We start from the raw sequence: 12,804 nt of genomic DNA, 5'->3' as shown, positions 1-12,804 counted from the left end.
CATGAAGATCGTTCACGTTTGCCGCCAGTATCATCCCGGCGTGGGTGGCCTGGAAAGCTTCACCCGCAATTTGTGCGAGCAACAGGCAAAGGCCGGACATCAAGTACGGATGATCACGCTCGACCGGATTTTCGACGGCGACGGCAGCGCCCTCCTCCCGCATGAGGAAATCGGCGGCGTCGAGGTGATCCGCGTGCCGTTTCGCGGCGGGCGCCGCTACCCCCTGGCGCCGGCCATATTGCGTCACATTGACGAGAGCGACATCGTCCACGTTCATGCAGTCGATTTCTTCGTCGACTTTCTCGCCGCGACCCATATGCTCCACGGCAAGCCGATGGTGCTGAGCACGCATGGCGGCTTCTTCCACACGCCCTATGCCCAGCGGCTGAAACGGGCCTATTTCAATAGCATTTCCCGTCTTTCGCTGAGCCGGTTCAAGGCGGTCATCGCCTGTAGCCATGCCGATCATGAAACCTTTGCCCGCATTTGCAGCCGCAGCCTGACACTGGTGGAAAATGGCGTCGACGTCGACAAATTCGCCGGCCTTGCCCAGCCCGACGCGCGCACGATCATCTATTTCGGCCGCATTGCGCCCAACAAGCGCGTCGATCGGCTGATCCGCTGGTTCGCCGGGCTGCACAAGCTCGACCCGTCCTGGTCCCTCATCGTCGCCGGCAAGCCGATGGGCGTCACCCTGGCCGACCTTCAGGCCGTCATCGACGAGGAAGGGCTGGGCGGGTCGGTAGAACTGCACGAAAGCCCCAGCGACGAGGCGCTGCGCTCGCTGATCGCACGCAGCAGCATCTTCGCCTCCGCCAGCGCTTATGAGGGCTTCGGCATTTCCTTCATCGAAGCCGTATCGGCCGGGCTTTACCCCGTGATCAGCGACATTCCCGCCCACCGGCGATCCTGGGAGAAGCTGGGGATCGGCAGCCTTATCGACTTTACCGGTCCCTTCTCGCCAGCGCGCATCCTCCAGGACTTCCGCGCCGCCCGAAGCCGCAATGCACTCGCGTCGGCGCAGCAAGCGCTGGGCTCCTACGGGTGGCCGCAGGTGGCGGAGCGCATCCTGCACATTTACGAACAGCTGCTCGGCCATCGCTCCCGCAGGATTGGCACGATCAATGTCGCCGTTCGCTCCCGCGACGAGGCGCTGGAGGAGGTGACAGCCCTCATCCACCAGCGCGCGCCCGTCGTGATCGCCTTTTGCAACGCCCATACCGCCAATCTCGGGCGGCGCGATCCGCAACTGGCTGCGTCGCTGGAGAAGGCGCTGGTGCTGAATGACGGCATCGGCGTCAACTTGGCCAGCCGCCTCCGCTATGGCCGCGCCTTTCCGGAAAATCTGAACGGAACCGACTTCATCCCAAAGCTGATGGACGCATATGCTGATCGACTGCGCCTGTTCCTCGTCGGCGCAGCGCCTGGCATCGGTGTTCGCGCGGCATCCACGCTCGAACGCGGCTTCCCCAATGTGAAGGTGGTCGGCGTGCAGCACGGCTTCTTCGATCCGGCGGAAGAAGCTGCTATCGCGCAACGGATCGCCGAGAGCGAGGCCGATCTGGTGATCGCCTGCATGGGCAATCCGCGGCAGGAAATCTGGGCGGCGCGATGGGCGGCCGAGTTCCAGCGGCCGGTCGTCTGCGGCGGCGCATTTCTGGACTTCGCCGCCGGGCAGATCCGCCGCGCGCCGGCCTGGCTGCGCCAGATGCGGCTGGAATGGGTCTACCGTCTGCTCAAGGAGCCGACGCGGCTTTCGGAACGCTATCTGAAGGGCAATATCGACTTCATGGCCCATGCCATCCGCGACGCCTGGGAAGGGCAGCGCTGGGAGGACAGCGCGCCGCCCACCTCACCTTTGCGGGCAAAGGGCGCAAGCGCGGCGTGATCCGCCCGCGCGTTGCGCTATGACTGCGCCAGCGCCCGATTGCGATGCCGCCGCACCAGGTGACGCACAAGCATCGGTCCATTGCGCCAATCGCGGAACATTTCCTTCAGCAGCGCGATCGGCCGCCGTGCGCGCAAATGGGGATAGGCCCGGCTCCAGATCAACTGGTCCCGAATCGCGTCGGCTCTCTTCGCCAGCAGCCGGGACAGGGTGGCGTCACGCCGAACGCGCGGGCGGACGAGCAGCGACAAGGCATGGTCGCGCATCGCCTCCAGATTGACCATGGTGCGTGACTGGCCCGAGCTGACGGCCGAAGCCGTCCCGATCCGCTGCGTGAAGAGGTAGAGCGCTTCCCCGATCAGCAGCAGGCGCGCACCCCCGAGCAGGCAGTCGAGCACGAGCGCGAAATCCTCGCCATGGCGCAGTTCGGGTGGGTAGCGCAGGCAGCGCGACGCCAGGAACTGACGCCGGAACAAGGGCTTGAGTTGCCCATAGTCGAAGCGGGACCGCCCTGTCATGGATTCTCTGACGAAATCATCGACACTGACGCGCCGCGCCGCCTCGGCGGCCAGCGGCAGCGCATGGCCGGTGACCTTGCCGGCCACCCAGTCATAACAGGCCAGATTGTCACAGACGATGTCGACGCAGTGGCGCTCTCCCACCAAGGTCATGCGCTGCAGCCGATCGGGGAGAAAGGCGTCGTCGGCATCCAATATGGCGATCCAGTCGCCATTGGCGGCGGCGATCCCCAGATTGCGCGCTGTCGAAGGCCCACCATTGGCCGGCGATTCGATCAGCCGCACGCGGCTGTCCTGCGCGGCAAGCCGGCCCACCCGTTCCCGCGTGCCGTCAGTCGAAGCGTCGTCGACCACGATCACCTCCACGGGCACGGACTGAGCCAATGCCGATTCCACCGCCCGCCCGACGCTCTGCTCGCCATTATAGGCGGCGATGACAACCGATACGTACGGCCTGCCGCCGGGAAGCTCGCTGCCTTGCATAGGTGTTATGCCTTACTCGAAATCTTTGACATTGTTGAATATACCGATTGGAGCAGCATCAGCGAATTGAGGGAATACCCCTAGTGGCGACTGCCAATAAACCAACGGTCGCAATATACAGGCGTGGCTTCCTGCCACTATCCGAGACATTCATTGCAGATCACATCCGGTCATTGGGGCGATACAACCCGCTGGTGATTGCGGATAATCTTGTTTCAGGTCATGATCCTCAGCGTTACAACCCGCACCTTCTTCACAAGTCCTCCTCCGGCCGGTTGCGACGATTATGTGGACGGCTCACCGGCAATTATGCGTTGCAGCCACCCGGATCACCCTCCCTCATCCACGCGCATTTCCTCCAGGACGGAGCGGGCATCCTGTCCTATGCCCTGCGGCGACGCCTGCCCCTGATCGTGACCGCCCATGGCTATGACGCGACCGTCTCCGCGCGCGAACATGCGCGGCGGACCGAGGGGATGTGGTATCTCGCGCTCAAGCCGTTCCTCATCCGCTACGTGGAAGGCATCGTCTGCGTGTCCAACTGGATCAAGCATTGCCTGATGGAGCGGGGCTATCCTGAAGAAAAGCTGCGCGTCATACGCTTAGGGATAGATGCCGACGGACTGCCGCAGGCACGATCCGCCTATCACCGGCGCGGAGCCCTGTTCGTCGGCCGCCTGGTCGAAAAGAAGGGCGTCCGTCATCTTCTCGACGCCTGGGCGAAACTGCCCCCCGCGCTTCAGGAGGAGCCGCTGACGATCATCGGCGATGGCCCGCTGATGCCGGAACTCCGCGCGCAGGCAGAGCGGCTGGGGATCAAGCCGCACTTCCTGGGACCGCGCCCTCGTGAACAGGTGTTCGACGCGATGGCTCGCCACCGCATCTTCGCCATGCCCAGCATGCGCGCCGCCAACGGCGATTCCGAAGGCCTGCCGATCGTCCTGATGGAAGCGCAGGCGATGGGCATGCCTGTCATCGTGTTTGACGAGGGACCGATGCGGGAAGCGATCCTGCCGGGGCAAAGCGGGCTTCTCGCGCGGGCTGGCGACACCGATGACTATGCCAGCCATCTTGGGCTGTTGCTCCGGTCGGGCGACCTGTCCCGCGATCTGGGTGAGGCGGGCCGGACGCATGTGCGCAAGCAGTTCGACGTCGGCGACAATGTGGGCGCGCTGGAGGATTTCTACGACGAAGTGATCGCTCGCCACCAGAGATCGTCATGAGGGCCGGCGTATCCGCCATGCCCTCTCCCCGCGCCGTCAGGCGCGGGCACATCCTCATCATCTCGCGCCACGACTATCGCACCGCGCGCAGGGCGAGCGTCCATTTCCTGGCGCAGAAGATGGCGGAGCAGGGGCACCGCATATCCTTCCTGTCGATCGGCTATAGCTGGCTGTCGCGCCTGCGCGGCGACAGCCGGGCGCACCTGTTCCACCGCGCCAACCGATGGGAGGAAATCGACGGCGTGCGCAGCTTCCTGTGGCGAAGCGCCTGGCACCCCGTCAAGCTGCCGATCCCGGAAGCCGTCACAGGCTGGATGTATAATCTTTGGGCGAACGCGCCCTTTCCCGAACTGGATGAAGTGGCAGGCGAGGCAGACGCGATCATCGTCGAATCCGGCATCGCGCCGGCGCTGTTGCCCCGCCTCCGCACCGCCGCTCCGGGAGCACGCATCCTCTACCGCGCCACCGACCTGCTCTCGACCGCCGGGGTGCCGTCCTGCATCGAGGATATGTTGCAGGACAATGAACATCATGTCGACCGGCTGGTCGTCGTCGCCCGCGCGATGCTGCCCCATTTCGACAGTTTTCAGTGCGCCAAGCTTTTCATCCCCCACGGTGTCGACACAGACGGCCTGATGCGCCGCACCGACAATCCCTATGCGGGGCCGAACAACGCCGTGTCGGTCGGCTCGATGCTGTTCGACGCCGGCGCCGTTCAGGCGCTGGCGCAAGCGATGCCCAACTTCTCCTTCCATCTGATCGGCACGCCCAAGGGCAGTTTCCCGCCCAACGTCCGCCAATATGGCGAGATGTCGTTCGACCGGACGCTGCCCTATATCCAGCATGCCGATGTCGGCGTCGCCGCCTATCTTCCGGCGGAGGGTTGCGGCTATCTGGCGGACTCGAGCCTCAAACTCCGGCAATATGCGGCGATCGGCCTGCCGGCGGTATGCCCGTCCTTCGCGGTGGGCGATCACGCGCTGCGCTTCGGCTATGACCCGATGCAACTGGCTGACACAGGCAGGGCGTTCACGCAGGCCGTCGGCGCGAGGCGAGCTCCGGTCATGATGAAGGACTGGAACGCGATCGCCGAAGAACTGGCGGAGGCGGCCCTTGGCTAGAATAGCGGTATCCGGCTTGTCCCATCCTGCGGCGAGCCCTTCAAGGACCGTCACCCTGCCGCTCGATCGGTCGATGGCCTGGGCGACGCAGCCGGCAGCCGCTGCGCTGCTGGTCGCGGCGGTGACCTTCAACGCGGCGTTCGCCTGGGTCAATGCCCATCTGTTTGCATTGACGCCGTCCATTGTTTCCGCCGCGCAGGGCGCCATCGTCCTCTCCGCCCTTGCCATTGGCGTTTTGCAACCGGCGACCCTGATCGCCCGCTGGTTTATCATGGCCTGGCTGCTGCTGGTCACCGTCGCGCTGACCAGCGCAGTGCGTGGCCAGTTCGAACCCAAGATATTGGGCGACATCCTGCTTCTGCCCGCCTTCATTCTGCTCGGCATGCGCCTGGACGGGCCGACGCTGCGCCGGACCGTCATCGGATTGCAGCTGCTGATCCTTCTTCTTGGCATGTGGGAACTGGCACAGCCGGTCCAATTCGGCGCCTTCTTCCATGTGGTCGACTATTATGTGAACACACGCGGCTATGACGCGAACGCCTTTTGGGCCGGCGGCGACCTGTTCCTGAGTTCCGAACGACCCGGCGGCCGGCTGCTGCTGGCGGGATCGGGCCTTCATCGCGGATCGTCGCTGTTCCTTGAACCGGTGTCGCTGGGCAACTGGGCCGTCGTGGCGGCGCTGTTCACCGCGGCCATGTGGCGCAGCCTCAGCCGGCCCGCCCGCGCCTTCATGATCGGGTCGACCTTCATCCTCCTGGCCATTTGCGATGGGCGTCTGGCGCTCAGCGTCATCCTTCTGTTCTGCCTGTGGTTGCCGCTATGCCGCTGGATCCCCGATCGGTTCAGCATCGCCTATCTGCCGCTGCTGCTGCTGGCGCTTTCCACCGGCGGCGCACTCGGGTTGCTCGACCAGACGGGCGACAATTTCGGTGGCAGGCTCGCGGTCGGGGTGGAGGCGCTAAGCAGCATGGACCTCGATCAAATGCTGGGCATCAGCGCGGAGCGGGTGCGCTTCGACGATGCCGGCTGGGCCGACTTCGTGCAGGCGCAATCGCTGCTCGTATCGGTCGGCCTGTGGCTGTTCCTCGGCCTCACCAGTTTCGGCACGGGTGCGCAGGACCGGATGGCGAAACATGGGATCATGCTGTTCCTTACGCTGTGCATGCCGATCAGCAACTCGCTGCTGTCGATCAAGACTGCGGCGCTGATGTGGGTCATCTACGGCTTCTGCTACGCGCGCAGCCGGAGGATCCCGGGAAAGGAGGGCGCCGCATGACAAGGGACACGCATATCCCCGCCTTGGACGGCATGCGGGGTTTCGCAGCCGTTCTCGTTCTGGTCGCCCACCTGCACGCCCTGCATGTGCCGTCGCCGCTCAACAGCCACGTCGGCGATTATGGCGTGATGCTCTTCTTCGTGCTCAGCGGTTTCCTGATGGGCCATCTCTACCTGCCGCGCACGCCCGACAGAGACGCGATCGTCAGATATGCATCGGCACGCGTTGCCCGCATCATCCCGCTATACACGGCGGTAGCGCTGATCTCCTTCCTCCTCTACTCGCTGGTGGACCGCCAGTTCCCCTATCATGTGGATGCGCTGCAACTGGTGCGGTTATTCACCCTGACCAGTTCGGAAGCGATATTCTGGTCGATAGGCCCGGAGTTCCAATTTTATTTCCTCTTCCCCTTCCTCTGGCTCGCCTTTCACCTGAAGGGACCGACCCGACGGATCGTCTTCAGCCTCATCGCGCTTGCCATCCTTCTCTGCTATATCGTCAGTCCGGCCATGCCAGGCTTCTCGGTCTTCTCGAAGCTGCATATCTTCATCACGGGCATCGCCCTCTCGCTGCTGGTGAACAAGCTGCCCGACCGCTTGGCCGGGGCGTGGAGCATTCCGGTGACGGCGGTCGGCTTCATCTTGCTCACCCTGTTGATCGCCACTCCGCCAGCGCTCGCCGAGCTGCTCTACCCCAGCACGCGGGGCGATCCCAAGCATGTCGGCTATTATGGCGACATGGCCAAGATCCTGGGATGCGCCGCCGTGATCTTCAGCGGCACCATCGCCAACTCCTTCAATCAACGCGTCTGGGGCAACAGCGTCATGCGCTGGCTGGGCGCTTGCAGCTTCTCGCTGTATCTGCTGCACATGCCGGCCTTCTACATCGCCAACCTGCTGCGCGGCTCGCTGAACCCGCCGGCGCTGGTGCATTCGGGCGTGGCGTTTGGCCTGTCTTTCCTGCTGGCAGCCCTATCCCATCGCTATTGCGAGCTGCCGGCAAACAGGATGCTCCGCCGCCGACTGGCGGAAGCATTCAGCGGCAGCGGGCGTATCGGGCAGGACGGCACGCCGGGCGAGGTCGGCGCCAGCCGCTCGCCATTATGACTGCTGGTCAATTCGCTGTAGCACCGCAGGGCCTTCGCCCGTTGCGGTCAGCGCGAAATGGTCGCCCGATTTCGCTGCGTAGATGCTCGCCTTCGCATGCGGCTGGCACTCGATATAATAATGTTTGGCATCGCCGGTCTGAATGGTGATGGCAAAGTCGGGCGCGATCGACTGGTAACCGGACCAGTCGCTATGGTCGCTCCGCACTCGACAGGCCTGGACTTCGCTCGTCCGGTTCACGATGCTGATGCCTTCAGCCCCCTGCTGGCCCCAGGCCGGCACGACGAGCAAGAGGCCGGCCCACGCCAAATGCCGCACAATTCCCAGCGTCATCAGGCCGCTGCCGCTGCCCCGTCCCGTGACGCTGTCTGCAAGTCCAACCATCGTTTCGCCTTCGCCACGGCATCGACCATTTCGGTGGCAACGGCCAGCTCCGCATAGTCGTGCGTCCACGCATCGATATAGGCGCTGATCTTACCATAATTATTGTCCAGCGCGATATGGGGCAAACCCATCAGGGTGCTGAGGATATGGGCATGGAGCCGGTCGGTGATGACCAGCTTGCCGCGTGAGAGCAGGTGCAGCCCGCGCTCGACGCGCCAGTCTGCGAGCCGGTTATAATGGTCGAGCCGCCGCTCATGCTCGGAAAAGCGCAGCCGCAGCGCGGACTGGATCTGCGACCGTCGGAAGGACGCTCTGCTCGACCGACCTTCGATCAGCCAGTCGTCGATCAGGACGTCGGGCAGGCTTTCGAGCGCGTCGACCGATCGCCCGACCCCCTCGCTATCGGTGCGCAGCAGCGCCATCACATCCTTGTCGCCCCCGCCCCGCTGCTGCAACGGCCCCAGGGCGAAGGCGGAATCGGGAGCGAGCATCGGTTCCACGCCCAGCTGGTCCGCTGCGATGGCGTGGCTGTGGGCATCCCGGACCATCAGGTGGAAATTGCCATGGGCGGCGATGCCCTCCGCAGTGGCGCGGACCCACTGGTGATCGTTGAAATGGATCGACTGGGGCAATTGCACCAGCAGCCGGCCCGGGAAATCGGACATCAGTTTCAACCGGAACTCATGATGACGCGGCCAAATATCGCCGAAGTTACCGCCGCCATGGATCAGCACGGGGCCGACCGGCAGGCTGTACCTCAACTCGTCGCGGTCATAGTTTTTGATATCGCAAACATAGTCAGGATCGCGGCCCGTGATCTCTCTTAGCAGCCGCAACTCACCTGCCCAGATCGCGCTATCCCCGACATTGCTATGATTGGGGAAATCGACCAGTGCATAAGGATGCCCAAGATTCAGAAAGCCGCGATACTGTACGGACAACAGCCTCGCCTGCCGCTCAACCACTATGCGATGGCCGATTTCATTGGTCATGGCGGACTCTCCCGTCTTCAAGGCCCATCCTGCCGATTAAATAGTTGCGCTTGATACTCAGCCACTCGATGGCAGCCGCCCGCCAGTAGGCACGCCGCGCGGCTTTCCTGTCGCGGTTGAGGTTTCGCGTGACATGCTCAGGCCGTGGGCCGATACGCTCGAACCGCTTTCTGCCGATGATGGAGGGCACATTCTCCTCCATGATCGGGCAGGGGAAAAGTGCCAGATTGGGTACGCCGTGGACCCAGGAGCGGTCCATCTGGTCGTCGATCGGACGCTCCACATGTCGGCAGGCCTCAACCAGCCGCCGGGCGGCGTCCTTGCTGATGAAATAGCCCTGCGTGCCGTAAGCGCGGCCGTAAAGTTCCATTAGGCTGCAGTCGGCGGTGACAAAGGGAAAGGCGCGTCTGACCGCCGGTACGGGCCGCTTGTAATAGAAGCGGATATAGTCGAACCGTACATCATTCTCGATTTGCCCAGCAAAGGCCTGGACGAAGTTCCAGTCGATGATGACATCATCCTCGAAGATTAGATAATGATCGACACTGTCGTCCAGCAACTGCAGCCACAGCGCGAAATGGCTGGAATAGCAGCCGATCTCGCCGGCCTGGAGCGGCCGACCGTTCACTCGTGTCGCTTTTTCGGGAAGATAATATAGTTGGGGATGCAGCGAGGTGTGAGCATCGACAAATTCCCAGGCCAACGTCGCGCCCTCCGCGCGCTGGCGGAACGCGGCGCGCCGTGCGATCGCCTCCGCCATGCTGATGACGAGGATGCGAACCTTCTGGCTGTCACTCATCTGGGCGTTCCCTGTAGCCGGGGATCATGCGGACGCACCCGATCGACCAGGGCCAGCAGCACGCGCTTCACGTCGGACTCGGGGCCTGGAGGCTGACCGGCGAGGCGCCACAGCAGAACGCTCGTCCCGCAATAGACCAGCGCGCCCAGCGTCACTTGCAGAAGGATCGTCATCAGCAGTTCGGCAAGGCTGTGCCCATCCTCCCACATATGGCGACAGGCGAGCACCGCCAGCGCCATCGCGGCGACCGATAGCAGCGCGCGCCGGTTAGCCGCCACCTGACCACCCAGCGGCAGCGCGATGAGCCCGCGCACCAGCGTCATGTTGAAGATCATGGCGATCAGCCCCGCGACGATCCGTCCTGCGATCAGCCCCGGCAGTCCCGCCGCCGCGATGCCGCCGATGATGATCGGCAGCCTGACGCAGAACATCACTGCGTCACGGTTGAACAGCGATCGCGTCCGGCCGAGCGCCATCGCCAGCGGCTGCGCCAGCGCACCCAGCGTTTGCAGCGCGAAGATCGACGCAAGGCCCTGGATGACCAGTACCGCGCCTTCCCATTTCTGCCCCATCGCCGCGAGCACCAGCGGCCGCGCCAGCAGCGCCATGCCAATGCCCAGTGGCAGGGCCGTCGCCGTCACCAGCGCCTGCGCTGACTGATAGGCAGAACGCAGCCGATCCGGCTCACGAGAAAGCTGCGCGAAGGCAGGATAGAGCGTCTCCGTCAACGGCTGTGTTGCCTCGCGCGTCGGCATAACCGCCAGATTGTCGCCCACCGTATAGAGTCCCAGCGCCGCCGGGCCGATGAACTTGCCGACCAGCAGCTGGTCGAACCGCCAGTTGATGGTGTTGACGACCTGCCCCAGCGTCAGCCAGACCGAGAAGCCGAACAACATTCTTGCGCCCGAGAGGCCGGGACGAGGACGATAGGGCAGGATGGAATAGGAAATGAGCAGGTGAGCCAGTTGGCCGGCGACCACGCCCCAGACCAACGCCCAATAGCTGCGGAAAAGCAGCGCAATCGTCACCGTGACAATCACCGCGGTCAGCTTTTCGCCGACCTTCAGCATGAAATCCTGCCAGAAGATCAGCTTCTTCTGCATCATGACGCGGCGGGGGTTGGCAAGGCCGGTCAGGAAAATGCCCAGGGCCAGCACGGCCATGACCGGCTCCAGGCGCGGCTCTCCGAAGGCGCGCGCCACCCACGGCGCTGCAAGTGCATATACAGCCGCAGCAAGCGCCGATCGCAGCACGCCCAGCGTCCAGACCGTATCGAAATGACGTGGCTGCGGGTCTTCATGCTGGATCAGCGCCTCTGCCAGCGAGAGGTTGGTGACGGCGGCGATGATCAGCTGGAGGACGGTGGCGATCGCAACGATCCCGAAATCGGCGGGCGTCAGCAGCCGGGCGAGAAGTAGGGTCGAGACCAGTCCGAGACAGTTCACCATGGCTCGCGCACCGGTGGCCCAAAGGCTTCCTTCAACAAGCTTGGACAAAATGGTGGACAATGGCGGCCCCGTTTGGATGTCGAGCTACCGGAGCATAGGGGAAAGAATTGCTCTGGTCAGTTATGGAAAACTACGGACCCGCCGGTCCATCCTAATCGGGCCGAAGGGAATAGGTTTTGCCCAGATGCAGGAGGCAGAAATCAGACACTATGAACGACCGTCAATTCTAACGAGTAGGCATTCACCCTGATTGGGCATGTTACCATTTTATGACACGGTGGCGTCATTCTTACTTCATTTATGTGATGGAAGGCATCATGTCCCGAACAGGAACTATTGTTGCCCCTCATCAGAATGACGGGTTGGTCCAATCCCCGCTCACCGGCGCGCTGCCGCTCGTGAAGAGCGCCAACCTGGCGCTGTTGGTCATCCTGCTGATCGGCAGGACCAGCGCCGAGCTCATGGGGTTCAGGGCCCATTCCCTGTTTCATCTGTTCGACCTGGGATCGGAAATGAACCTTGCGGCGTGGTGGTCGGGCTCGTTGATCCTGGCCGCCGGACTGGCTTTTGGCCTATGCGCGACGCAGCGTTGCCTGGATCTTGTCGCGCCCTGGGCTATCCTGTGCACCATCTGCCTGCTTCTTTCCTTCGACGAGATAGGATCGCTGCACGAGCGGCTCACGGATTTCACCGCCGACAGCGGAGCCATCACCTTCCGCGCCATGGCGGCGCTGCTGGTCAGCCTTGCGGCCTATACGGGCCTGCGCCTCCTGCTCCATGCGCAGGCTCGTCGCCTGCTGTTCTTCCTGATCCCGGCAGGCGCGCTCTACGCTTCAGTGGTGTTGCAGGAATATGTGCAGCACCGGGTCGACTGGCCGGCATGGTCGGTGGGCGTTCGTGCGGTGGTGGAGGAAGGCACCGAATTATTGGCCAGTTTCCTGTTGCTGAAGGGCATAGGGCGGCTGCCGATCCGATATGAGATGAAGCGAGCGCTTCCGTCCGGCCTGCTCGGCTGGTTCATGGCCGGGCTTCTGCTCCACATTCTCCTCGTCTACTTCTATGCCGTCACGCTGACAGACATTCCCGGTCGCGGCGACCCGGGCGCATGGTTCCCCTTCGCCATCCTCCTCGTTCTTGGCCTGCGCGTCGGGCTGCAGCAGGATGCGCCCCACAGTCGGACTGCCGCCGCGATACTGATCGCCCTCTCCTCCATGGCTGTGGCGATCTATGGGAAGGTCTGGCCGCTCAACCATGCCCTCCCCGGCCGCGACCTGCCGCTTTACCTGATGCCCCTGCTTCTGCCGCCGCTGATGTGGAGAACGGGTCGGCGGCCCCATTGGGCCATTTGGGCTGGCGTGGGCGGCGTAACCATATTCGCGCTCGCGGCCACTACGCGCAGCACTGGCGGCGTTGCCCTTGGCCTGCTCGCCCTCCTCTATGCCCTTGCCTTCGCTGCTGCCCCTCGGCTCACGACGGCGCCGCGGGGCGCGGCGCAACAGCGCGCGAACAAGGTGTGAGGGATCGGGCGACCGCCCGCAGGCCTAATACCAACATGCATTGATCACG

The 12,804-nt window shown here is 63.7% G+C and carries 11 protein-coding genes; 6 read left to right on the top strand and 5 right to left on the bottom strand.

Annotation, left to right across the window (positions count from 1 at the left end):
- The first annotated feature begins 1 nt into the window (after position 1).
- Positions 2–1,888: a WecB/TagA/CpsF family glycosyltransferase gene (locus L858_RS0112215; RefSeq protein WP_022683434.1), complete on the top strand. Its 1,887-nt coding sequence runs from the start codon at positions 2–4 to the stop codon at positions 1,886–1,888.
- Positions 1,889–1,905: 17 nt separating this feature from the next.
- On the opposite strand, the gene L858_RS0112210 is transcribed toward L858_RS0112215, so the two are convergent.
- Positions 1,906–2,889 (bottom strand): glycosyltransferase, encoded by a 984-nt coding sequence (locus tag L858_RS0112210; RefSeq protein WP_022683433.1) that lies wholly within the window; start codon positions 2,887–2,889, stop codon positions 1,906–1,908.
- 173 nt (positions 2,890–3,062) lie between these two features.
- Between L858_RS0112210 and L858_RS0112205 the strand changes: the two genes are divergently transcribed.
- From L858_RS0112205 to L858_RS20010, 4 genes are read left to right on the top strand one after another with little or no spacing between them, the layout of a single operon-like run.
- A complete protein-coding gene (locus tag L858_RS0112205; protein WP_022683432.1) occupies positions 3,063–4,112 on the top strand; it encodes a glycosyltransferase in 1,050 nt (349 codons plus the stop codon).
- On the top strand, positions 4,109–5,233 hold the full coding sequence (locus L858_RS0112200) for a GumK N-terminal domain-containing glycosyltransferase (protein WP_022683431.1): 1,125 nt from the start codon (positions 4,109–4,111) through the stop codon (positions 5,231–5,233). Before L858_RS0112205 ends, L858_RS0112200 begins: the two co-directional genes overlap by 4 nt.
- Positions 5,226–6,509, top strand: a complete 1,284-nt coding sequence (locus L858_RS0112195; RefSeq protein ID WP_238564965.1) for a polysaccharide biosynthesis protein GumE — start codon at positions 5,226–5,228, stop codon at positions 6,507–6,509. Before L858_RS0112200 ends, L858_RS0112195 begins: the two co-directional genes overlap by 8 nt.
- Positions 6,506–7,615: an acyltransferase family protein gene (locus tag L858_RS20010; RefSeq protein WP_022683429.1), complete on the top strand. Its 1,110-nt coding sequence runs from the start codon at positions 6,506–6,508 to the stop codon at positions 7,613–7,615. The genes L858_RS0112195 and L858_RS20010 overlap by 4 nt, the downstream gene beginning before the upstream one ends.
- Here L858_RS20010 and L858_RS0112185 read toward each other — a convergent pair.
- From L858_RS0112185 to L858_RS19995, 4 genes are read right to left on the bottom strand one after another with little or no spacing between them, the layout of a single operon-like run.
- Positions 7,610–7,999 carry a hypothetical protein gene (locus tag L858_RS0112185; protein ID WP_022683428.1) on the bottom strand — a complete coding sequence of 130 codons (390 nt, stop codon included), beginning with the start codon at positions 7,997–7,999 and terminating at the stop codon, positions 7,610–7,612. The two genes, L858_RS20010 and L858_RS0112185, sit on opposite strands and share 6 nt — an antisense overlap.
- Entirely contained in the window at positions 7,948–8,991 is a 1,044-nt protein-coding gene (locus tag L858_RS20005) for a polysaccharide pyruvyl transferase family protein (RefSeq protein WP_022683427.1), read from the bottom strand. Before L858_RS20005 ends, L858_RS0112185 begins: the two co-directional genes overlap by 52 nt.
- On the bottom strand, positions 8,981–9,790 hold the full coding sequence (locus L858_RS20000; protein WP_022683426.1) for a glycosyltransferase family 25 protein: 810 nt from the start codon (positions 9,788–9,790) through the stop codon (positions 8,981–8,983). The genes L858_RS20005 and L858_RS20000 overlap by 11 nt, the downstream gene beginning before the upstream one ends.
- Positions 9,787–11,286, bottom strand: a complete 1,500-nt coding sequence (locus tag L858_RS19995) for a lipopolysaccharide biosynthesis protein (RefSeq protein WP_274518608.1) — start codon at positions 11,284–11,286, stop codon at positions 9,787–9,789. The genes L858_RS20000 and L858_RS19995 overlap by 4 nt, the downstream gene beginning before the upstream one ends.
- Before the next feature lie 269 nt (positions 11,287–11,555).
- On the opposite strand from L858_RS19995, the gene L858_RS0112165 reads away from it, so the two are divergent.
- A complete protein-coding gene (locus tag L858_RS0112165; RefSeq protein WP_152639814.1) occupies positions 11,556–12,755 on the top strand; it encodes a hypothetical protein in 1,200 nt (399 codons plus the stop codon).
- Positions 12,756–12,804: the final 49 nt, after the last annotated feature.

Origin of the sequence: Sphingobium bisphenolivorans, from assembly GCF_000412635.1 — a bacterium.
GTDB lineage: Bacteria > Pseudomonadota > Alphaproteobacteria > Sphingomonadales > Sphingomonadaceae > Sphingobium > Sphingobium bisphenolivorans.
Note: the sequence above shows the minus strand (reverse complement) of the source record. Positions and strands in the feature narration are given on the sequence as shown.